General features: G+C 40.8%; 21 protein-coding genes. 11 read left to right on the top strand and 10 right to left on the bottom strand.

Annotated features, from left to right (window positions below):
* Positions 1-60 precede the first annotated feature (60 nt).
* Both X781_RS08970 and uvrD read left to right on the top strand, forming a co-directional pair.
* Positions 61-957, top strand: coding sequence for a TIGR01777 family oxidoreductase (locus tag X781_RS08970; RefSeq protein WP_025236547.1), 897 nt, complete (start codon positions 61-63; stop codon positions 955-957).
* Between the two features lie 44 nt (positions 958-1,001).
* Positions 1,002-3,200 carry a DNA helicase II gene (uvrD, locus tag X781_RS08965; RefSeq protein WP_025236546.1) on the top strand — a complete coding sequence of 733 codons (2,199 nt, stop codon included), beginning with the start codon at positions 1,002-1,004 and terminating at the stop codon, positions 3,198-3,200.
* Positions 3,201-3,240: 40 nt separating this feature from the next.
* Here uvrD and X781_RS08960 read toward each other — a convergent pair whose 3' ends face one another.
* Positions 3,241-3,456 carry a YdcH family protein gene (locus X781_RS08960; protein WP_025236545.1) on the bottom strand — a complete coding sequence of 72 codons (216 nt, stop codon included), beginning with the start codon at positions 3,454-3,456 and terminating at the stop codon, positions 3,241-3,243.
* 186 nt (positions 3,457-3,642) lie between these two features.
* Here X781_RS08960 and X781_RS08955 point away from each other — a divergent pair, with 186 nt between their 5' ends.
* Complete coding sequence (locus tag X781_RS08955) at positions 3,643-4,479, top strand: hypothetical protein (protein ID WP_025236544.1); 837 nt, start codon at positions 3,643-3,645, stop codon at positions 4,477-4,479.
* A 122-nt stretch (positions 4,480-4,601) separates the two neighbouring features.
* On the top strand, positions 4,602-6,872 hold the full coding sequence (locus tag X781_RS08950) for an NADP-dependent malic enzyme (RefSeq protein WP_025236543.1): 2,271 nt from the start codon (positions 4,602-4,604) through the stop codon (positions 6,870-6,872).
* Between the two features lie 109 nt (positions 6,873-6,981).
* Here the strand turns inward: X781_RS08950 and adk are convergent, their stop codons facing one another.
* The 5 genes from adk to zipA all read right to left on the bottom strand — a co-directional run bounded on the left by adk (position 6,982) and on the right by zipA (position 13,267).
* Positions 6,982-7,626 (bottom strand): adenylate kinase, encoded by a 645-nt coding sequence (gene adk, locus X781_RS08945; RefSeq protein ID WP_025236542.1) that lies wholly within the window; start codon positions 7,624-7,626, stop codon positions 6,982-6,984.
* 104 nt (positions 7,627-7,730) lie between these two features.
* On the bottom strand, positions 7,731-9,029 hold the full coding sequence (locus X781_RS08940; RefSeq protein WP_025236541.1) for an AmpG family muropeptide MFS transporter: 1,299 nt from the start codon (positions 9,027-9,029) through the stop codon (positions 7,731-7,733).
* A 122-nt stretch (positions 9,030-9,151) separates the two neighbouring features.
* The gene (gene galE, locus X781_RS08935) at positions 9,152-10,168 is read right to left on the bottom strand and encodes a UDP-glucose 4-epimerase GalE (protein WP_025236540.1); all 1,017 of its coding nucleotides are present in this window, start codon (positions 10,166-10,168) and stop codon (positions 9,152-9,154) included.
* 76 nt (positions 10,169-10,244) lie between these two features.
* Complete coding sequence (gene ligA / locus X781_RS08930) at positions 10,245-12,302, bottom strand: NAD-dependent DNA ligase LigA (RefSeq protein WP_025236539.1); 2,058 nt, start codon at positions 12,300-12,302, stop codon at positions 10,245-10,247.
* Positions 12,303-12,367: 65 nt separating this feature from the next.
* Positions 12,368-13,267 (bottom strand): cell division protein ZipA, encoded by a 900-nt coding sequence (gene zipA / locus X781_RS08925; RefSeq protein WP_025236538.1) that lies wholly within the window; start codon positions 13,265-13,267, stop codon positions 12,368-12,370.
* 114 nt (positions 13,268-13,381) lie between these two features.
* Between zipA and cysZ the strand changes: the two genes are divergently transcribed.
* Both cysZ and pnuC read left to right on the top strand, forming a co-directional pair.
* Complete coding sequence (cysZ, locus tag X781_RS08920; RefSeq protein ID WP_025236537.1) at positions 13,382-14,260, top strand: sulfate transporter CysZ; 879 nt, start codon at positions 13,382-13,384, stop codon at positions 14,258-14,260.
* Positions 14,261-14,338: 78 nt separating this feature from the next.
* Complete coding sequence (gene pnuC, locus X781_RS08915; protein WP_025236536.1) at positions 14,339-15,079, top strand: nicotinamide riboside transporter PnuC; 741 nt, start codon at positions 14,339-14,341, stop codon at positions 15,077-15,079.
* 58 nt (positions 15,080-15,137) lie between these two features.
* On the opposite strand, the gene malQ is transcribed toward pnuC, so the two are convergent.
* Together malQ and purD are read right to left on the bottom strand one after the other, a co-directional pair.
* A complete protein-coding gene (gene malQ, locus X781_RS08910; protein WP_025236535.1) occupies positions 15,138-17,156 on the bottom strand; it encodes a 4-alpha-glucanotransferase in 2,019 nt (672 codons plus the stop codon).
* A gap of 107 nt (positions 17,157-17,263) precedes the next feature.
* Complete coding sequence (gene purD, locus X781_RS08905) at positions 17,264-18,550, bottom strand: phosphoribosylamine--glycine ligase (RefSeq protein ID WP_025236534.1); 1,287 nt, start codon at positions 18,548-18,550, stop codon at positions 17,264-17,266.
* 231 nt (positions 18,551-18,781) lie between these two features.
* Between purD and rpsF the strand changes: the two genes are divergently transcribed.
* Genes rpsF through rplI form a run of 4 tightly spaced genes read left to right on the top strand, consistent with a single transcriptional unit; the run spans position 18,782 to position 20,172 of the window.
* Entirely contained in the window at positions 18,782-19,156 is a 375-nt protein-coding gene (gene rpsF, locus X781_RS08900) for a 30S ribosomal protein S6 (RefSeq protein WP_025236533.1), read from the top strand.
* A gap of 1 nt (position 19,157) precedes the next feature.
* Positions 19,158-19,505 (top strand): primosomal replication protein N, encoded by a 348-nt coding sequence (gene priB / locus X781_RS08895; protein WP_025236532.1) that lies wholly within the window; start codon positions 19,158-19,160, stop codon positions 19,503-19,505.
* Positions 19,480-19,707 (top strand): 30S ribosomal protein S18, encoded by a 228-nt coding sequence (gene rpsR / locus X781_RS08890; RefSeq protein ID WP_005598105.1) that lies wholly within the window; start codon positions 19,480-19,482, stop codon positions 19,705-19,707. The genes priB and rpsR overlap by 26 nt, the downstream gene beginning before the upstream one ends.
* 15 nt (positions 19,708-19,722) lie before the next feature.
* Positions 19,723-20,172 (top strand): 50S ribosomal protein L9, encoded by a 450-nt coding sequence (rplI, locus tag X781_RS08885; RefSeq protein ID WP_025236531.1) that lies wholly within the window; start codon positions 19,723-19,725, stop codon positions 20,170-20,172.
* Positions 20,173-20,224: 52 nt separating this feature from the next.
* On the opposite strand, the gene dnaQ is transcribed toward rplI, so the two are convergent.
* Positions 20,225-21,001, bottom strand: coding sequence for a DNA polymerase III subunit epsilon (gene dnaQ, locus X781_RS08880; protein WP_025236530.1), 777 nt, complete (start codon positions 20,999-21,001; stop codon positions 20,225-20,227).
* 190 nt (positions 21,002-21,191) lie between these two features.
* Between dnaQ and X781_RS12335 the strand changes: the two genes are divergently transcribed.
* The gene (locus X781_RS12335) at positions 21,192-21,350 is read left to right on the top strand and encodes a hypothetical protein (RefSeq protein ID WP_155930789.1); all 159 of its coding nucleotides are present in this window, start codon (positions 21,192-21,194) and stop codon (positions 21,348-21,350) included.
* Between the two features lie 76 nt (positions 21,351-21,426).
* Here the strand turns inward: X781_RS12335 and ettA are convergent, their stop codons facing one another.
* Positions 21,427-23,097 carry an energy-dependent translational throttle protein EttA gene (gene ettA / locus X781_RS08875; protein ID WP_025236529.1) on the bottom strand — a complete coding sequence of 557 codons (1,671 nt, stop codon included), beginning with the start codon at positions 23,095-23,097 and terminating at the stop codon, positions 21,427-21,429.
* Positions 23,098-23,147 lie beyond the last annotated feature (50 nt).

Genomic DNA, 23,147 nt, shown 5'->3' with positions numbered 1-23,147 from the left:
TTGTAAATAATTAAGGCAGTAGCGTGGCAAGTTTGCCATTTCTTTATAAGGAGATAACGTATGAATATTCTTATTACGGGGGGTACGGGCTTTATTGGCACTGAGTTAATTAAAAAGTTAAAATCTGAAAATCATCACTTTACTCTTTTAGTTAGAAATAAAGACAAAAAAAGTGATGATAAACGGATTACACATTGCTATTCACTCGATGAGTTTTCCGATTTAAACGACTTTGATGCGGTTATTAACCTTGCCGGTGAGCCCATTTTTGATAAGCGTTGGACGGAGCAACAAAAGCGTAAACTCATTGAAAGCCGAGTTAAAATTACCAATAAGCTCAGCGAATTAATTAATGCGAGTGTTAATCCTCCGCATACTTTTCTCTCAGGTTCGGCAATCGGAATTTATGGCGATTTACCGAAATCTGCAAATTTTTATACAGAATCGACCGCTTGTTATCAAGATTGTTTCACTAACTACCTTTGCCAACAATGGGAAGCCGCTGCACTAAAAGCTGAAAGTGATAAAACCAGAGTTTGTTTAATTCGTACTGGGACGGTATTTTCGCCTGAAGGTGGAGCATTAAAGAAAATTTTACCGATTTATAGATGCGGATTAGGCGGAAAACTTGGTTCAGGCAAACAATATTGGGCGTGGATTAGCCGCCGAGATCACGTACAAGCGGTCATTTTTTTACTAAAAAATGCAAATTGTTCGGGTGTTTACAATTTTGTTGCACCAAATCCCGTAAGAAATGAGGAATTTAATCGTATTCTAGCGAATGCAGTTAATCGTCCCGCTTTCTTTGCTGTGCCTGAATTTGCGTTGAAATTAGGCTTAGGTGAACGAGCTTGCTTAGTATTAGATAACCAACAACTCATTCCAGAAAAACTCCTCGCAGCCGGTTTTGAATTCCAAGATCCCATTTTAACGGAGAACATTTTCTTAAACCCATAATTTAGGCTATAATGCTGTATAAAAGCACAGATTAAAAGGTGATTATGGATTTTTCATTATTATTAGATGGTTTAAATGACAAGCAGCGAGAGGCTGTTGCTGCACCAATCGGCAATTACTTGGTTCTGGCGGGAGCCGGTTCGGGCAAAACAAGGGTTTTAACTCACCGCATTGCGTGGTTAATTGGCGTGGAAAATATACCGGAATCAAACATTCTCGCCGTAACTTTTACCAATAAAGCTGCTGCAGAAATGCGGCACCGTATTGAGCATACCCTTTCCCAATCAGGCGATAACCGCCTGTTTGGTATGTGGGTAGGCACTTTTCATAGTATTGCTAATCGTTTATTACGCTCCCATTACTTAGATGCCGATTTACCGAAAGATTTCCAAATTATGGATACCGAAGATCAGCAGCGTTTGCTCAAACGCTTGCTGAAACTACACAATATTGATGAAAAACATTTCCCGCCGAAACACGTTGCTTGGTATATCAATGCTCAAAAAGATAAGGGAAAACGAGCCAAAGATATCGAACACCATAACGATCCAAATGAGAAAAAACTGGTTGAGATTTATCAGATCTACCAAGAGGCGTGCGACCGTGCAGGCTTATTGGATTTTGCCGAGCTGCTTATTCGAACTTATGAGTTATTCAAACGCAAACCTGCGATTTTGCAGCGTTATCAACAACGCTTTCAGCAGATTTTGATCGATGAGTTCCAAGACACCAACAACATTCAGTACGATCTTATTCGCTTATTAGCAGGTGATGTCGGCAAAGTGATGATCGTGGGCGATGATGATCAATCGATCTACGGTTGGCGTGGAGCTCAGGTGGAGAATATTCAGCGTTTCTTGAACGATTATGACAATGCTCAAACCATTCGTTTGGAGCAAAATTACCGTTCCACCGGCAATATTTTAAGCTGTGCCAATGAATTAATTGCCAATAATGATAACCGCTTGGGCAAAAATTTATGGACAGATAGTGGTGATGGCGAACCCGTAGATATTTACTGTGCCTTCAATGAGTTGGACGAAGCCCGCTTTGTCGCCTCTCAAATCAAACAATGGAAAGAGGACGAGGGCGATCTTGCCGAATGTGCGGTGCTTTACCGTAGCAACAGCCAGTCCCGTGTGATTGAGGAAGCCTTAATTCAAGCCAATATTCCGTACCGCATTTACGGCGGAATGCGATTCTTTGAACGCCAAGAGATCAAAGACGCGTTGGCGTATCTGCGTTTGATTGCCAACCGCCAGGACGATGCTGCATTTGAGCGTGTGATTAACACCCCAACCAGAGGTATTGGCGACAGAACCTTAGACACGCTTCGCCAAATTACTCGAAACCGCCAAATTACCTTATGGCAAGCCATTCAAGTGGCAGTGCAGGAAGAACAACTTTCAGGCAGAGCGGCTTCTTCGTTGCTCCGCTTTGTTGAATTGATTAATGCCTTAGATCAAGAAACCGAGCAGATGTCTTTAGCTGAGCAAACCGATTATGTAATTAAAAAATCGGGCTTGTATGAAATGTACAAACAAGAAAAAGGCGAGAAAGGTGAAGTTCGTATTGAAAACTTAGAAGAGCTAGTAACTGCCACTAAACAGTTTGTTAAACCTGATGAAGCAGAAGATTTAACTGATCTCACTGCCTTTTTAACTCACGCATCCCTTGAAGCCGGTGAAGCTCAAGCCTCTCAACACGAAGATTATGTGGAGCTAATGACATTACACTCAGCGAAAGGCTTAGAATTCCCACGTGTATTTATGGTGGGTGTGGAAGAAGGGATTTTCCCAAGTGGAATGAGTTTTGATGAAGGCAGATTGCAAGAAGAACGTCGCTTGGCGTATGTTGGCATTACTCGAGCGAAGAAAAAGCTCACTATCAGCTATGCGGAATCCCGCCGTTTATACGGCAAGGAAGAACGTCATATACCTTCTCGCTTTATTGCCGAGTTACCGGAAGAACATATTCGTGAAGTGCGTTTAAGAGGTTCAATTAATCGTGCGGCGAGTTTTAATCAATCTTCTGCATTTGCAAAAAATCCAGCAAAAACGACCGCTTCCATCTTAAATGATGATAGCTGGAAAATGGGACAGAAAGTAAATCACGCCAAATTCGGACAAGGTACGATTATCAATGTGGAAGGTTCAGGCGAAGCAACCCGTTTACAAGTGGCATTCGTCGGTAATGGGATAAAATGGCTGATTGCAAAAATGGCAAATTTAGAGAAGCTATAAACGAAAAAAGTCCAGAAATTCTGGACTTTTTCTTTAAGTATTAAGCAGATTTTTGTTTTAGGATAGCGTAAAGCTGATCTTTTAGATGCAGTTTTTCTTTTTTTAGAGTCTCAACTTCTTCGTGGGTGGCGATCTCAATATTAGCTTCCATATTTTTGATACGCTGATCTAGCTCGTTATGTTTGTCAAACAAGCGAGAAAAATGTGCATCGCTTTGTTTTAATTCTGTAATTAAATCACGAAATTCCGGAAACATATTTAACTCCTATTTGTTGTTTGTCATATTTATAACAAAATACTAGCATTTTTTCGTGATTCTACGCATAAATCTTTCTGATTTTTTGAACTTGATCACAAAATTTATATCGAAAATTAGTATGTGTGATAACCCTATTTAAGGCTATAATAGCCACCATAACTTTTATCTTTAGGATACCAAATAATGCGTTATAAAGCGGTCTTTTTTACACTGTTCTCTCTATTTTTAGGCACAGCAAATGCAACTTGGAAAAAAATTAATGATGTCAATTATACTTGGGGACCGTTCAATATTTATCACATCACACTTTTTACCGAAACGGGTCGCTATGATGAAGGTACACGTCCATTAATGCTCACATTGCAATATAAAAAGCCGTGGGAAGGGCGTGATTTTGCGGTTTCTTTAGCAAGAACTTGGAATAATTTAGGCATTCAACTGCCTGAACAAGAGGTTGATGAAGTTATTACTCGTCTGAGAAAAACATTCCCTGACATTAAACCGGAAGATACTTTGCACTATATCGCGTTAGAAGATAGTGGCTACTTTATTTTAAATGATCGTGTTGTATCTGAAGTGTTTAATAAAAAATTTAGCGATGCTATTGCTGCGATCTGGCTCGATTCTAAAATGGATATCAGCCGCCAATTATTAGATCCATCATATAAACCAAAAGTGGAAGAAAATAGTACAGAGCAGACTGTAGAGCAAGTGGAAACTGAACAAAAAACCGAACAAGTTAATACCCAAGAAACGAAGATTGAGTCTCCGCAAACGGAAAATAAAACGGAAGAATTAGCTAAAAAAATAGATATCAATGAAGCAAAACCGAATGTTAAAGCAGAGCTAGCTCCTCCACAAGATAAACAAGAACAAGATATCACTGCCAATAAAAAAGATGAGAATAGCTCTGAAAATAAAGCAGAAGAAAAGCCCAAAGTGCTTAAAATTGAAAAACCAGAGGTGCTGATTTTACCGATTTATGATGATTTCTTAATGTTGAATAAGCATTATATCTAATAAACAAGCGGTTGAATTTATATCATTTTTTGCAAATTGCCTTTTCCGGGTTTATATATCTGGAAGAGAATATTAAGTTGTTGAAATATAATTAATTTTACCATCAAATTAAGGATTGAACTATGAGTGATTTACGCCAAGCTGCACTGGATTTCCACGAGTTTCCAAAACCGGGAAAAATCGAAGTTACCCCAACCAAATCTCTTGCTACGCAGAGAGACTTAGCTCTGGCGTACTCACCGGGAGTGGCTGAGCCTTGTTTGGAAATTGAAAAAGCCCCATCAGCAGCTTATCGCTACACAGCAAAAGGCAACTTAGTTGCAGTAATTTCAAACGGTACAGCGGTACTGGGTTTAGGTAACATCGGTGCATTGGCTGGTAAGCCTGTGATGGAAGGTAAAGGCGTACTATTTAAAAAGTTTGCTGGTATTGATGTATTTGATATTGAAATCAATGAAACCGATCCGGAAAAACTTGTGGATATTATTGCCTCATTAGAACCGACTTTCGGTGGCGTAAATCTTGAAGATATTAAAGCACCAGAGTGTTTCTACATTGAGCAAAAACTGCGTGAGAGAATGAACATTCCTGTTTTCCACGACGACCAACACGGTACGGCAATTATTAGTGCTGCAGCAGTCATTAACGCCCTGCGTATTGTGGATAAAAAAATTGAAGAGGTTCGTTTAGTTGCATCAGGTGCGGGGGCTGCGTCAATTGCGTGCTTGAATCTGCTTGTTTCACTTGGTATGAAACGCGAAAACATTGTGGTATGTGATTCCAAAGGTGTAATTTATCAAAACCGTGATGATCGTATGGACGACACCAAAAAAGCCTATGCAATTGTGGATAACGGCTGGCGTACGTTGGGCGATGCTATGCCAAATGCAGATATTTTCTTAGGTTGTTCGGCAGCGGGTGCATTAACGCAAGATATGGTTCGTTCAATGGCTGCTCACCCGATTATTCTTGCTCTTGCTAACCCGAACCCTGAAATTACTCCTCCTGAAGCAAAAGCAGCTCGCCCTGATGCAATTATTTGTACAGGTCGTTCAGATTATCCAAACCAAGTAAATAACGTGCTTTGCTTCCCATTTATTTTCCGTGGGGCGTTAGATGTGGGGGCAACCACCATTAATGAAGAAATGAAAATGGCGGCGGTGTATGCCATCGCAGATCTTGCTCTGGCAGAACAAAATGAAGTGGTTACTTCGGCTTATGGAGGCGAAGGGGCAACATTTGGAGCGGACTATATTATTCCTCGACCATTTGATCCTCGCTTAATTGTGCGTATTGCCCCTGCTGTTGCAAAAGCTGCGATGGATTCTGGTGTTGCAACTCGCCCGATTACAGATTGGGAAGGCTATATTGAAAAACTCACGCAGTTTGTTTACAAAACGAGTTTATTTATGAAGCCAATTTTCAGTCAAGCGAAAGCCGATAAAAAACGCATTGTACTTGCTGAAGGCGAAGAAACTAAAGTGCTACACGCTACCCAAGAGATTATTTCAATGGGCTTGGCATATCCGATTTTAATCGGTCGTCCTGCGGTTATTGAAGCTAAAATCAAAAAATTAGGTTTACAAATTTTAGCAGGCAGAGATTTTGAAATCGTAAATAACGAACAAGATGACCGCCACGAGGAGCTTTGGAAACGTTACTACGCTCTAATGAGCCGTCGTGGTATTACGGAAGCGATTGCAAAACGAGTAACCACCTCAAATACCACTGTAATTGCTTCATTGCTTGTTGAAATGGGCTATGCAGATGGTTTAGTGTGTGGCTTGTTTGGCTCATACAGTCGCCATTTAGAAGCAATTAAAGATATTATCGGCACTAAAGAAGGGGTAAAAGTACCAGCTGCATTAAACAGCCTTGTGTTGCCAACAGGAAATGTGTTTTTAACCGATACTTATGTTAATGCCGATCCAACGGCTGAAGAGTTAGCAGAAATCACGCTAATGGCAGCGGAGGAGATCAAACATTTCGGTATTGAGCCGGCGGTTGCATTGCTTTCACATTCAAACTTTGGCTCAAATAACTATCTTGGTGCACCGAAAATGCGTGAAACGTTACGTATTGTGCAAGAACGTGATCCTAGTCTCAATATTGATGGCGAAATGCACGGCGACTTAGCTCTTAATGAAGAGTTGCGTTTAGCTCATATGCCGGAGACCACTTTAAAAGGCTCGGCAAACTTATTGGTTATGCCAAATGTGGAATCTGCCCGCATCAGTTATAACCTACTGCGTGCAACCACAACAGCTATTACAGTTGGTCCAATCCTAATGGGGGTGAAGAAATCAGCCCATATTTTAACGCCGGTGGCTTCTGTTCGCCGTATTATTAATATGGTGGCATTTGCAGCGGTAAAAGCCCAAACACAAGCCTAATAAAATAACAAGCGGTCGAAAATTTGCAAAAAAATGCAAAATTTTGACCGCTTGCCATAGACAATAAAAAATCTGCACTAATTGAATAGTGCAGATTTTGTATATTCAATTAAAGTAAGATTTTTTCTAATTCAGCACTTACTTCTTCAACCGGTTTTGTTCCGTCTAAACGCTCATAGCGAGTGTTCCCCGCTTCTGCTTCAGTGGTGTAATAAGCAATTAACGGCTTAGTTTGTTTGTGATAAATCGCTAAACGCTCTAATACTGTCTCTGGCTTGTCGTCTTGGCGGATAATTAAATCTTCGCCGGTTACGTCATCTTTGCCTTCTACTTTTGGCGGATTGTACACTACGTGGTAAGTACGACCGGACGGTTGATGTACTCGGCGACCACTCATACGCTCAACAATCACTTCATCAGCAACATCAAATTCAAGCACTAAGTCAATTTTTACGCCTGATTCTTTTAACGCATCAGCTTGTGGGATAGTACGAGGGAAGCCATCTAATAAGAAACCTTTAGCACAGTCTGGTTGTACGATACGATCTTTTACTAACGCCACGGTTAATTCGTCCGGTACAAGTTTTCCTTCGTCCATCAAGGCTTTGGCTTGTTTGCCTAATTCAGTGCCTTCTTTGATAGCCGCACGGAACATATCGCCCGTTGAAATTTGCGGAATACCGAATTTGTTCATAATAAACTGAGCTTGAGTGCCTTTGCCTGCACCCGGTGCACCTAATAAAATAACTTTCATTTGTAAACCTCAATAACTAAAAAAATGAATAAATAACTTAGGCAATAACCTTACCGATTACTGCCTAAAATTGCAAATTTTTTTATAAATTTAACCGCTTGTAACTAAGCTGAGTTTTGTTCTGTCCAAGGGGCAACTTTAAATAGCATTAACATTCCCGGAATACCAATAAAGAAGCAGAGCCAGAAGAATTGATAATAGCCCATCATTTCTACCAAATGCCCGGTGTATGCCCCGAGCATTTTGCTTGGCAGGGCAGCAAGGCTAGTGAAAATAGCCAGTTGCATTGCAGTATAAGCAGGGTTAGTTTCACGTGCCATAAAGGCAACGAAAGCAGCCGTGCCTAGCCCTACGCCCAGATATTCGCCTGCCATCACTAAACCTAATTTCCAAAGTTCCGCAGCTCCAATGCTTTCGGTGGGGAAATATCCAAAGCTGGCAAGATACGCAAAACCTAAAATGGTTACTAACTGAACTAAGCCAAACAACCACAAGGCACGGTTTACACCCAATTTCAACATTGCAATACCGCCAATAATACCACCGCCAATACTACACCAAAGAGAAGTCATTTTTACAATACCTGCAATGTGCGATTTAGTAAAACCCATATCTAAGATAAATTTAGTTTGCAGTGTGGTGGCGAGAGAGTCGCCTAATTTATAGAGAAAAATAAATAAAATTAACCCGATAGCCCCAGCGACTCCTTTACGGGTAAAAAATTCTCTGAACGGATCAACAAACGCCATATAAAACGGCTTGGAACGATCGATAGGTTTATGATTAGGTTCAGCGGCGATTAACGTAATAAATAAGCAAGGCACTAAAAAAGCAGCCGTAATCAAGAAAACCGTATCCCAAGCGTAGTGATCCGCTAAAAATAGTGATAAGCCACCGGGAATTAAACCTGCAATGCGATAAGCATTAACGTGAATGGAATTACCTAAACCCAGTTCGTTATCCGATAAAATCTCACGGCGGAACGCATCAACAACAATATCTTGCGTAGCGGAAAGGAATGCTAATATTACCGATAACGTTACCACCATCGAAATATCTTTCACCGGATCAAACAAGCCAAAGCTGGCTAAAATAACTAAAAGCCCAATTTGAGAAATAAAAATCCAACTTCTACGTCTACCTAAAAATGGTGGAAAATAACGGTCTAATAACGCAGCCCAAAGAAATTTCCAAGTGTAGGGAAGGGAAGTAAGGGTAAATGCCGCGATGGTTTTAATATCTAAATTCGCACTGGTAAGCCAAGCCGGCATTAATTGAATTAACACAAATAACGGCAAGCCGGAACAAAAACCCGTGTAAATACAAAGGAGCATATTTTTTGTAAAAATCTGCTGCCAAATAGAAGGCTTTGTAGCATTATTTTCAGGCGTGTAAGCGGTCATATTTTTCCTAAATTTTGCAAAAGAAAAGATGATATTAGGTTAATATACCATAGCTTGAATACCTTCTCTAATTATTTGCGATTTAAGAAAAAAGAGCTATCTTTCGATAGCCCTTCATTTCTTTAGCCTTTATAACCATTCGGGTTATTTTTTTGCCAATTCCACGTGTCTTTCATCATTTGCTCTAAGCCACGCTCGGTTTTCCAGCCGAGTTGTTCGAGGGCTTTTTGAGGGGCAGAGTAGCAAACAGCAATATCGCCTGGGCGGCGGTCTGTAATTTTATATGGAATGGTAATACCATTAGCATTTTCAAATGCTTTCACCATATCTAACACGGAATAACCGGTACCTGTGCCTAAATTGTAAATGTGGAAACCAGCATCGTCTTGGTGTTTTTCTAATGCTTTTAAATGTCCGATAGCTAAATCAACAACGTGAATATAATCGCGTACACCTGTGCCATCGTGGGTAGAGTAGTCGCCACCAAAAACAGATAATTGTGGTAATTTACCTACAGCCACTTGGCTGATAAATGGCATTAGGTTATTTGGAATGCCATTCGGATCTTCACCGATCAAGCCGCTTTCGTGAGCACCTACGGGGTTAAAATAACGTAATACTACCGCACTTAATTGTGGGAAGGCTTTTACAGTATCTTCAAGAATACGTTCTACCATATATTTTGATGTGCCGTAAGGGTTAGTTGTTCCGCCTACAGGGCAAGATTCCACAATTGGAATAATTTGTGGATCGCCATATACGGTTGCAGACGAGCTAAATACAATTGTATTCACGTTTGCTTTTAGCATTTCTTCTACCAAAACAATCGAACCGGTTACGTTATTTTGATAGTAGCGTAGTGGCTCTCTTACGCTTTCACCAACAGCTTTTAAACCGGCAAAGTGGATAACCGATTCAATCTTATTTTCAGCAAAAATCTTGCGTAATATTTCACGATCTAAAATATCGCCTTGGTAGAATTTTACACTTTTGCCTGTGATCTGTTTTACACGCTCAAGTGAAACTTCAGAGGAATTAGAAAGGTTATCTAAGATAACAATTTCTTTGTTTTCATTTAAGAGTTCAACAACGGTATGTGAACCAATATACCCTGCACCGCCTGTGACTAAAATTGCCATTTTATGTTCCTTTTGCAAAATTTACGAAGAAAATAACCGCTTGTATTTTACTCGTTTTTTCCTCGTTTTACGAATATTAATGCGTTGTGAGGTCAATAAAATCTTGTTCGGTTAAAATCTGAATACCTAGCTCTTGGGCTTTAGCCAGTTTTGATCCTGCTTTTTCACCTGCGATGAGGTAATCGGTTTTGCCGGAAACAGAACCCGAAACTTTGCAACCTAAACTTTGTAATAGAGCTTTGGCTTCATCACGAGTCAGCTGAGTGAGTGTGCCTGTTAATACCACATTTTTGTCTTTTAATGGATTATCGGCAATTTCAGTTTTAACCACATTTTCCCAATGCAGGCCTTGAGCAATTAAATCTTCCACTACTTCAACATTATGTGGTTCTTGCCAGAAACTCACAATGCGGTTTGCCACCACTTCGCCGACATCTTGAACCTCTTTTAATTGCTCAAAATTAGCTTGGCGGATTGCTTCTAGGCTACCAAAGTGATTAGCTAAATTGAGAGCAGTTGCTTCCCCAACTTCACGAATACCTAGTGAGAACAAAAAGCGATGAAGGGTGGTATTTTTCGCTTTTTCGATACTATTTAAAGCATTTTGAGCGGATTTTTCGCCCATTCGTTCTAATCGCATTAAGGTTGTATGATCGAGCTTGAATAGATCGGCTGGAGTTTTAATTAACTCACGAGCCATTAACTGCTCAATCAGTTTTTCGCCTACGCCGTCAATATCCATCGCTTTCCGAGAAACAAAATGTTTTAATGCCTCTTTACGTTGAGCCCCACAGAATAAGCCGCCGGTACAACGTGCGACAGCCTCGCCTTCTACCCGAACAACCGCAGAGTTACAGATAGGGCAAGCGGTCGGAAATTCAATTTTTTTTGCATTTTCAGGACGACGTTCAGCAACTACACCTGTAATTTGTGGAATAACATCGCCTGCACGGCGAATAATCACGGTATCGCCAATTACAATGCCTAAACGCTCAATTTCATCGCCATTATGTAGTGTTGCATTGCTCACCGTTACACCCGCTACAAAAACAGGCTCTAATTTCGCCACTGGCGTGATTGCCCCTGTTCTCCCTACTTGGAAATCTACTTCTTTCAAAATAGTCATTTCTTCCTGTGCAGGGAATTTGTAAGCAATCGCCCAGCGTGGGGAACGAGAGATAAAACCAAGTTGCTCTTGTAAGGCAATATCATTGACTTTCAATACCGTACCATCAATGTCATAGCCTAGCGTTGGGCGTTTAGCTTGGATTTCGGCATAATACGCCAAGAGTTCTGTTTTGCCTTGAGCTAAGCGGATTTCATTATTCACAGGAATCCCGAGCGATTTCAGCCATTGTAAACGCTCAAACTGAGTATTTGGCAATTCGTCATCACTTTCATAAACGCCAATGCCGTAAGCATTTAGCACAAGTGGACGCTGGCGAGTAATTTTCGGATCTAACTGGCGTAGTGAACCAGCTGCTGCATTGCGAGGGTTAGCAAAGGTTTTCTCGCCTTTGGCTAAGGCTTTTTCATTTAACTCATTAAAGCCTGCTTGAGGCATAAAGACTTCACCACGAATTTCTAAACGAGCAGGTGGATTGAGCGTGTTGAGTTTTAACGGAATATTACGAATGGTACGGATATTTGCCGTAATATCTTCGCCTGTTGTGCCATCGCCTCGGGTTGCCGCACGGGTGAGCAAGCCGTTTTCATACAAAATACTTACCGCTAAACCGTCTAATTTGGGCTCGCAGCAAAATGCTAACTCATTTGGATTATTGATAATATAGCTCTCCATTCGACGTAAAAAGCCATCTAAATCATCATCACCAAAGGCGTTGTCTAACGAAAGCATTGGCATTTCGTGTGTAACTTGAGCAAAGCCTGACAATGGCTTTGCACCCACTCGTTGCGTTGGAGAATCTGCGGTAATCAGTTCCGGGTGTTGCCATTCAATATTTTTCAGTTCATTCATTAAGCGGTCGTATTCCGCATCCGGTACGCTAGGATTATCTAAAACGTGATATTCATACTCGTATTGACGTAACGTTTGGCGAAGTTGTTCGATTTGCTCAACTAATGCAGATGTGGCATTTTCTTCAAATAAAGAGCCTTGACTAAATAAAGACATTGGTAAAATTCTCTACAAAAAAGACCGCTTGTAACAAGCGGTCGAAAAAACAATTATTTTTGCAATTAACGCATTACACGTTGCATATAACGCTGGCGAGATTCTTCGCTAAACGGTTGTTGAGCATCGTCATATAAATAACCGCCGAGTGATGATGCCAAGTGCTCAGCATTGCTCAGTAATAATTTCATATTCACAATATCGTTGCCTTCGGTTGGTAACTGCATAAATAGCACCAAACCGGCGGTGGAGAAGTTAGCAATATTGTGTAAATCAAATGTACCCGGATTCATTAAGTTCGCCGCACTGAAAATAATCGGGCTGAGCGAATCGTCAATGTGTTGGTGGCGATGGAAAATTTGGTGTTCGCCAAAACGTAATCCAACTTCTTCTAAATAATGAACCACATAATCGCCACGGAACGGCTCATTTTGCGGTGCGTAAACATAAAGCGTTACAAATGGATTTTCTTGCTGTTCAATTTGCACAACTTCGGTTTCTTCTACAGGTGCAACTTGCACTTCTTGTTCAGGCGTAATAACAACATTAATCGTTGGGTTCGCAAAATCAGGTGTATTTTGAATATGTTGCTGATTAGAAATTTGCTGACCGTAGGTGCTAACAGGCTCTGCTATAGGTTGTTGAAGCTGCACTGTTGTTTGAACTTGAGGTTCTCCCGGTAAGCTGATTTTGATATTTTGCAATGAGCTTTCCACTTCCTGTTGGATCTGCTGTGGATTTTCTTCCGGCACAGACATTGCTTGATATTCATTAGCTTGCGGCTGTAATGAAGCAGGAATATTGTTATTTAGCTCATTACTTGACGGAGGTACAACAACAGGTCTGCTTGAAAAAGTGTTTGAGAAAATGTTCGATTTTTCACGGCGGGCAGACCAAATACTAAAGCCGATTAAGACCGCAATCAATAATCCGGCTAGAATAAAGAAAATAATATGCAGTTCCATTGTGTCCTCTTTATTTTAAATAATCAGTAAAAAATACATTTTCATATTTGCGAAAATAGTGTGCGTAGCTTACCATATTTCTAACAAATTTTTGATAAAAAATAAGGAATGATTATGTCTTCTGCTTTTTCACAGCCACAAACTCAGATAGGGCTTGGTTTTCACTACTTTATTTATGGCTGGAAATTGTTGCTGCAACGCCAATTTTTACCCTTTGTGATTTTTCCGATTTTGATTAATACCGTGTTAATGGTTGGGCTGATATGGGCGTTTTTTGCCAACATTGGAGGGTTGTTGGCATTAATGTTACCAACTTGGTTGGAATGGCTTAGCTTTATTCTCATTCCGCTGATTTTTTTGATGATTTTAGTTGGCTTTTATTTTGCCTTTACCACATTAGCAAACTTTGTAGCTGCTCCTTTTAATGCTTTACTGGCTGAAAAAGTTGAACTACAACTCACGGGCGATCCATTGGGTGATATGTCTTTCGGGGCAATGTTAAAAGATGTGCCAAGAATGCTAAAACGTGAGTGGCAAAAAATGATGTATAGCATTCCAAGATTAATTGCCCTTTTTGTACTTGGTTTTTTACCTGTGGTGGGGCAAACCATTGTGCCTATTCTTACCTTTATGTTTGGGGCGTGGTTAATTGCCATTCAGTATTGCGACTATCCGTTTGATAACCATAAAATCAGCTTTCAGCGTATGCGAAATGCACTTACACAATACCGCACGCTTAATTTTACCTTTGGTGCGTTAGTGAGCTTATTTACGATGCTCCCATTTGTGAATTTGGTGGTGATGCCTGTGGCAGTCTGTGGGGCAACGGCGTTATGGGTAAATGAATATCGCCATTTCTTCTTAAATAATCAAACAGGCGAGTTCAGCAAAGCAGACTATACCTTTAAACGTTCAGGAACCGCAGTAACTACAGAAATGCGTTCAGGAGACGTAAGTACAGAAGTAAGAAAAGGCGATATCAAACCTAAGTAAAATTCCCTTTACTAAATTTTGCTTTTTTTGTTTTTATGTTCTATGATTTGAGATATATTTTTTACATCGGAGGCGTGTATGCAAGATTCATCATTTTCAACGAAATTAAAACAAGAACTTTTCGGCGGTTGGACTAAATTTGAAGCAGGGTGGTTGCTGACTTTCCTTGCGATACAAATCGCCATTTTTATTTACCAACCAGATAGCTGGATTGCCACTATTGCAGCAATTACAGGCATTTTATGTGTCGTTTTTGTGGGTAAGGGGAAAATCAGTAACTACTTTTTCGGCTTAATCTCCGTTTCGCTTTATGCTTATATTTCATACACTTTCCAGCTTTATGGCGAGATGATGTTAAATTTACTCGTTTATGTACCGGTGCAATTTATCGGATTCTATTTCTGGCGTAAAAATATGACAAGCCAAAATACGGTAAATAATGCAGGGGTAGAGGAAGTGATTGCAAAAGCCCTAACCGCGAAGCAGTGGGGGATTGTGATTATCTCTGCAATTATCGGTACATTCCTTTATGTTGAATTACTGAAATATTTAGATAGTGCTTTACCGTTACTTGATGGAGCAACAGTGGTTATTTCAATTGTGGCTCAAATCCTAATGGTGCTACGTTACCGTGAACAATGGGCGTTGTGGATTATCGTTAATATTATGACGATTTCACTTTGGACGGCAATGTACTTCCAAAACGGCGAAACCAGCTTACCGTTATTAGTGATGTATGTGATGTATCTTTGTAACTCTATTTATGGTTATTATAACTGGATTAAACTTCACAGAAATCATCAGCAAGAGATTAGATAATTAAGTACAAGCGGTTGTTTTTCGGTAAAATTTTACGAAAAAACAACCGCTTGTTACATTATTTCTTGCGAATGGTGTTGATGTCTGTAAGCAATTTTTGGATATCCGGATTTGCAAAAATCTGCGCCGTCGTGGCTGATAATTTTCTTCGCCAGTTCGGGTATTCTGTGCTTGTTCCCGGAATGTTCACAGGCTCTAGCATATTCAACCAATCTTCAGGTTGTGTACCAAATAACGCACTGTTGGTGTGTGCTACATAGCGTTGTAATTGGTGGGTGAATTTCACGGTTATGCCCACTTCATTTGGCTCGAGTTCCATTACCTTTTCCACTGCTGTGCGGATATTTAAACGGTCATAAGATCGCTCTTCTTTTAGCTTGCGTAATACCGCTTTACTTGGGTAAGTGTCAAATTTTTCGCCTAACTCAAAGTCATAGCCTTTCCAATAGCCTTGAATTGTCGGTAAATCGTGCGTACTAAGCGTTGTCATTGCTTGGTAAGGGTAATCTTCCAGCGACTTATAGCTATTTTCTGCTTTTTCAAAATAGAAAATGTTGTAGGCTAAAATCCCTTTTTCTTCGAGGGATTCTAAAATGCCTTCCGGCACAGTACCAAGAGCTTCAGCAATAATTAAACATTGATGGCGTTGGCTTTCTAACGCCAAAATGGAAAGCAGATCGTCTAACGGATAGCGAACATAAATCCCCTCTTTAGCTGATTCACCATTTGCTACCCACCACATACGGGCAAAACCAAGAATATGATCGATGCGTAATGCACCACAATGTTTCATATTGGCTCGCACCAACTCAATGAAAGGTTGATAGCCTCGGGTTGCTAAAATATATGGGTGCATTGGTGAAAGCCCCCAGCCCTGTCCATTTGGGGCAAGCATATCAGGCGGTGCTCCGATAGAAGCCTCTTGCACAAATAGTGCCTTATCTGCCCAAGTTTCCGCTCCATTATTAGTTACACCTACCGCTAAATCACGGTAGAACCCAATCGGCATATTTAATGATTTAGCAAAATGATCACATTCTGAAAGTTGCTGAATAGCAATAAATTGTAACCACATATAAAAACGGATAAGTTGGGCTTGAGTTTGCTGAAATTCTGAAACCTTAGGCGATTGGTAATTTTGATATTCTTCTGTCCAATCCTGCCAACCACCGTGCAGACCAAGTTGCTCAGAAAAGTGTTGGTGTAAAGCATCAAAGGTTGCTTGAATTTTTAACGATTCTCCCGATTGTTCAATAAAATCGTTAAATTCGGCTTGGCTTTCGGTTGAGAATTGCTCAAAGGCAAAATGTAATGCGGTTAATTTCAGTTTGGTTACTGTGCTGTAATCCACGTAATCTCTAGCCCTTAATTCAGCAAGTTGTTGCTGAATATCTGTAGCGTTAAACCATTCTTGGGCTTTTTTCGATTGTTTGAATGCCTCAACTGCATTGATATCAATATAGATAATATTTTGCCACAAGCGAGATGACGGACTGTAAGGGCTTGCCCCTTCAGGGTTGGCTGGAAATAGAGCGTGAATTGGGTTTAGACCGACAAAATCTGCACCATATTCAGCAATCTTTGCAAGAAATTGCTTCAAATCACCAAAATCACCCACGCCCCAGTTTTGTGCTGAGCGTAACGTATAAAGCTGTAAAAATGCACCCCATAATTTTTTCTGTTGTTGTAATAGGATAGGCTGAAAGGCTTTTTCAGGGGTAACTATTAGAGAACAGTTTTCCTCTGTCTCCTCTGTTTTAAGCAAGAGAGTGTGATAGCCCAAAGGGAGATCTTTTGGCAGGGTTAAAACTGCCTCTTCACTTTTTTCAATTTCACCTGTTAATTGTTCGCCATTTTCAAGAGTGATTATCCATCGTGCTTTATCGTCATTCGCAAAAAAAAGTGGAATTTCAACCGCTTGTTTCTCTTTAATCACTTTTACAAGCGGTAAGATTTTCGGATTTTTTTGCAAATCTAAAGGTGCATTTAAAATTTGCTTGATTTTCTCAAATGCACTCGGATTGGCGTATTCTTGAATATTCGGATCGTAAAAATAAGGGGTGATTGTAGTTGTCATAATTTCCTTAGTTTTTATTATTTAGCTTATAAAATAAGCAGCAATAATAACCATAAAAATAAAGGCATACAATATTTGGTATGCCTTTATTAACTATACATTTAAGCTTATTTACCTTCTTCTCTTGCAACAGCTCGATAACCAATATCTTTGCGATAGAATCTGCCTGTCCATTGGATTTGCTCGGCAAGTTTTAAAGCTTTTTGTTGGGCTTCAAACACACTATTTCCTAATGAGGTTGCACACAGTACACGTCCTCCGTTGGTGAGTAATTTACCCTCTTTTTGTTCCACACCGGCAAGGAAAACTTTTTGGTTTGCAGTTGCGGTAGGAATTCCAGTAATTTCATCGCCTTTGCGGTAATCGCCCGGGTAACCTTCAGCGGCAAGCACGATACCAAGAGCAGCTTGTTCGCACCATTTTGATTTGATGGTATCTAATTTTTCTTCACAGGCTTTTAAGCAAAGTTCGACTAAGTCTGATTCCAAACGCATCATAATCGGCTGCGTTTCAGGATCACCAAAGCGGCAGTTAAATTCAATCACTTTTGGCTGACCGTTTGGCATAATCATCAAACCTGCGTATAAAAAGCCGGTGTATGGATTATTTTCACTCGCCATTCCACGCACGGTTGGGTAGATGATTTCTTCCATCACACGGTTGTGAATTTCAGCGGTTACAACCGGAGCCGGTGAATAAGCCCCCATTCCGCCGGTATTTAAACCTTTATCGCCTTCGCCCACACGTTTATGGTCTTGCGAGGTTGCCATCGGCTCCACATTTTTGCCGTCCACCATCACGATAAAGCTCGCTTCTTCGCCGTCTAAAAATTCTTCGATTACCACACGGCTGCCGGCTTCCCCAAAGGCGTTACCTGAAAGCATATCACGCACAGCATCTTCGGCTTCTTGTAAGGTCATTGCCACAATTACGCCTTTGCCTGCGGCTAAACCGTCCGCTTTAATCACAATCGGAGCACCTTTTTCTTTTAAGTAGGCAAGTGCCGGTTCAACTTCGGTGAAGTTTTGGTATTCTGCGGTTGGGATATTATGGCGAGCCAAGAAATCTTTGGTAAAGGCTTTTGAGCCTTCTAACTGTGCAGCGGCTTGGGTTGGACCAAAAATTTTTAAACCATTGGCACGGAAAGCATCAACCACACCGGCAACGAGCGGAGCTTCAGGACCAACGATAGTTAAGCCGATCTCCTGTTCTTTGGCAAAGGCAACAAGATTAGGTAAATCCGTGCCGGAAATTGCTACATTTTCAATACCGTTTTCGGTTGCAGTTCCTGCATTACCCGGAGCAACAAAAACCTTGTCTGCTAATGGAGATTGGCGGACTTTCCACGCAAGAGCGTGCTCACGCCCACCGTTGCCGATAATTAAAATGTTCATATAATTCCTTGATAAAATAAAAAGCAAACGTTTGCGTATTGTACTTTATTTATTTGTTTGATGACAAGCGGTCGTTTTTACTCAATTTTTTGCAAAAAGATGAATTGTTGCTTGCAAAATAGGCTTTTTTCCGTATAATTCTGCCGTTCAGTCACATCCGTTTTTTAATCCTTGCTTCCACAAGTTGGTGACTGGCTAAAGTTGGAGGCTGCTAACCCGTAAGGATAGTCAATGCGTCACTACGAAATCGTTTTTATGGTTCACCCGGACCAAAGCGAACAAGTACCAGCAATGATTGAGCGTTACACAGCATCTGTTAAAGAAGCTGGCGGTCAAGTTCATCGCTTAGAAGATTGGGGTCGTCGTCAATTAGCATACCCAATCAACAAACTTCACAAAGCACACTATGTGTTAATGAATGTAGAAGCGCCACAAAGCGTAATCGATGAGTTAGAAACTAACTTCCGCTACAACGATGCGGTTCTTCGTAACTTAATCGTTCACACTAAAGCGGCGGTAACAGAAGCGTCTCCAATGTTAAAAGCACGTGAAGAGCGTAAACCTGTTGAAGCAGCAGAAGTTGAAGTAGAAGAAGCAGGCGAATAATTTGTCTGTTGAAAATTGTTTAATTTTAAGTGGCAAAGTTGCCAGCTTAGTTAAACAGAGCCTAAGCCCGCTAGGAGTTCCACATTACAGTTTTTGGTTGGAACATCGTTCAAATCAAATTGAAGTGAATTTAGAACGTCAGGCGTGGTGTAAAATCCAAGTGATTTTGAGTGGCAATCAATTTAGTTATTTAACCCAACAAATTAAGCTCGGTGAGAACGTGAGAATTAAAGGTTTTATCCATACTCACAAAGACTATAACGGTTTAAACCAATTAGTTTTACACACCGAACAAATTGAATTTATAGATCAGGAGAAGCCAAATGGCACGTTATTTCCGTCGTCGTAAGTTCTGCCGTTTCACAGCGGAAAATGTTGTTGAAATCGATTACAAAGATATCGCTACATTAAAGAACTACATTTCTGAAAGCGGCAAGATTGTTCCTAGCCGTATTACTGGTACTCGTGCGAAGTATCAACGTCAATTAGCTCGTGCAATCAAACGCGCTCGCTACCTTGCGTTACTTCCATATACTGATAACCACCAATAATCAGGAGAGAGTACAATGCAAGTTATTTTATTAGACAAAGTTGCTCACTTAGGTTCTGTGGGCGACCAAGTAACAGTTAAATCTGGTTTTGCTCGTAACTTCTTAATCCCACAAGGTAAAGCAGTTATGGCAACAGCAGCTAACATTGCTCACTTCGAAGCTCGTCGTGCAGAATTAGAAGCGAAAGCAGCTGCTGCATTAAATGCAGCACAAGCTCGTGCAGCTAAAATTGCTGAAATTGCAGCTGTATCAGTATCTGCAACAGCAGGTGATGATGGTCGTTTATTCGGTTCTATCTCTGCAAAAGACATCGCTGAAGCATTAACTGCAGCAGGCGTTGAAGTTGCTAAATCTGAAGTTCGTTTAGGCGAAGGTCCACTTCGTACAACTGGCGAACACCAAGTTAAAATTCACTTACACCCTGAAGTGAACGCAACTGTAGCAGTAAACGTTGTCGCTGAATAATCAGTAATAAAGATAAAAATAAACCCAGCCTAGTGCTGGGTTTATTTTTGAATTAATTTAAGATTTCCGATTCTTCAGTCATTGCTTTTGTCCAAAGACAATTACCTTTCGATTTCTTTTCAATCAGCTTTAATAATGCCAAATGCGATTCTTCCTCTTCAGTATTGGCTTTAAGAATAATAGCGTCATCTGCATTTAGTGTAATTGCTGAAAATTCTTCTTCACTATCGACAACAACCGATGTCGTTTCTACTTCTTCTTCGCCTAGTAATGAAATTTGCCCGCCGGTCATCATCAAGAAAACATCGGCTAGGATCTCTGCATCCAGCAAAGCTCCGTGAAGTACACGCTTGCTGTTATCAATGCCTAAACGGTCGCACAAAGCATCTAAATTATTTCGCTTACCTGGATACATCTTACGTGCCATTTGTAGGCTATCGGTAACTGTACACATTTCAGATGTTTTCGCCGGAGGATTAGGCAGATAAGAAAATTCCTGATCCATAAATGCCACATCGAAGGGTGCATTATGAATAATCAGCTCAGCTCCTTTGATGAAATCTAAAAACTCATCGGCGATGTCAGCAAAAACAGGTTTATCCTGCAAAAATTCATTGGTAATTCCGTGAACTGCAATCGCTTCTTCATCGACTTCACGCGGTGGTTTGATATAAACGTGGTAAGTTCGCCCGGTCAAACGGCGGTTAATTACTTCAACCGCTCCGATTTCGATAATATTATGCCCAATTTGTGGCGGTCCACCTGCCATATTCATTCCTGTGGTTTCAGTATCCAGAACCACTTGGCGAATAATTTTTTCTTCTGTCATATTTTTCCTTTCTATAATTTGATCTTGTAAAATTTTACCAAAATTGAACCGCTTGTAGAGAAATTTTTACTTTGAGTTTTAAAAGTAGATTAAATGCACAAAAACCATACATTGAATGTGGTTAAATTGCTTTCGTTAAAAGATGATTTTTAATATAATATAAAAGCTTTAATTTTAAAGGAGACAAAATATGAAAAATATAATGAAAATTTTTGCAGTTGTATCTGTTGTTGCAACATTAGCCGCTTGTACAGGTGTGCGTGGACACGACGGTTCAGGTCCTGTATGTGAAAATGCGACCTTTATGGGCATTTCTATTATTGAAGCGGTTTCTCCGTGTAAAAAATAAATTCTATTTTTATACATAGAGATATGAAAAAGCTCAAATCTGATGGCAGATTTGAGCTTTTTTAGTTTATTACGCTTTATTTCGCAATTCGTTTATATTTCACACGATGCGGCTGAGTAGCTGCCTCACCAAAGGTTTTCTTTTTCCACTCTTCGTAGTCCGAGAAGTTACCTTCGTAGAAGGTTACTTTGCCTTCATCGCCGTAGTCTAAAATGTGGGTGGCGATACGGTCTAAGAACCAGCGGTCGTGCGAGATAACCATTGCACAGCCAGGGAATTCTAAGATCGCATTTTCCAACGCACGCAGGGTTTCTACATCAAGGTCGTTGGTCGGTTCGTCCAATAACAGTACGTTACCGCCACGTTGTAGAAGTTTCGCTAAGTGTAAACGACCACGTTCACCGCCCGATAATTCGCCCACACGTTTTTGTTGATCCACACCTTTGAAGTTGAAACGTCCAACATAAGCACGGCTTGGAATTTCAAAGTTGCCGATGGTTAAAATATCTTGTCCGTTTGATACTTCTTCCCACACGGTTTTCTTATCGTCCATTGCATCACGGAACTGATCCACAGAAGCAAGCACCACAGTTTCACCCATTACAATAGAGCCGCTATCCGGCTGTTCTTGTCCTGAAAGCATACGGAATAAGGTCGATTTACCTGCACCGTTTGCCCCGATAATACCAACAATCGCCCCTTTCGGAATGCTGAATGAGAGATCATCAATCAAAGTACGTTCGCCATAAGATTTGGTTAAATTTTGCACCTCAATTACTTTATCCCCTAAGCGTGGACCAGGTGGAATAAAGAGCTCGTTGGTTTCGTTACGTTTTTGATATTCGCCGCTGTTAAGTTCGTCAAAGCGAGCCATACGTGCCTTGCTTTTCGCTTGGCGACCTTTTGGATTTTGGCGTACCCACTCCAACTCTTTCTCAATGGATTTTTGACGAGCCGATTCCGCTGCTTGCTCTTGGGCAAGGCGTTTTTCTTTCTGCTCCAACCAAGATGAGTAGTTTCCTTCCCAAGGAATACCTTCACCACGGTCAAGCTCTAAGATCCAGCCGGCAACGTTATCTAAGAAGTAACGGTCGTGGGTAATTGCCACAACAGTACCTTCGTAGTCGTGTAGGAAGCGTTCTAACCACGCCACAGACTCTGCATCCAAGTGGTTGGTCGGTTCGTCTAACAACAGCATATCCGGTTTTTCGAGCAACAGACGGCAAAGAGCCACACGGCGGCGTTCACCACCTGATAAATGCTCGATTTTGGCATCCCAATCCGGTAAACGTAATGCATCGGCAGCACGTTCTAATTGGTTATCTAAGTTATGACCATCGTGGGCTTGGATAATCGCCTCAAGTTCCGCTTGTTTCGCTGCCAACTTGTCGAAATCGGCATTCTCGTCTGCGTACATTGCATAAACTTCATCTAATTGAGTTAATGCATTTTTCACTTCTGAAACCGCTTCTTCAACCGCTTCACGTACGGTTTGTTGTGGATCGAGTTTTGGCTCTTGCGGTAAATAACCGATTTTAATACCCGGTTGTGGGCGAGCTTCACCTTCAAACTCTTTATCCACACCTGCCATAATGCGTAATAAAGTCGATTTACCCGCACCGTTTAAACCTAAAACCCCGATTTTTGCACCCGGGAAGAAGCTTAAAGAAATATCTTTAAGAATATGACGCTTCGGTGGCACAACTTTGCCGACTCGGTGCATCGTATAAACAAATTGACTTGACATTGTTCGTATTCCTCACAAAAAAATTCGCCTTATTCTACTTGAATTTTAGC

Origin of the sequence: Mannheimia sp. USDA-ARS-USMARC-1261 (assembly GCF_000521605.1) — a bacterium.
Classification (GTDB): Bacteria; Pseudomonadota; Gammaproteobacteria; order Enterobacterales; family Pasteurellaceae; genus Mannheimia; species Mannheimia indoligenes.
Note: the sequence above shows the minus strand (reverse complement) of the source record. Positions and strands in the feature narration are given on the sequence as shown.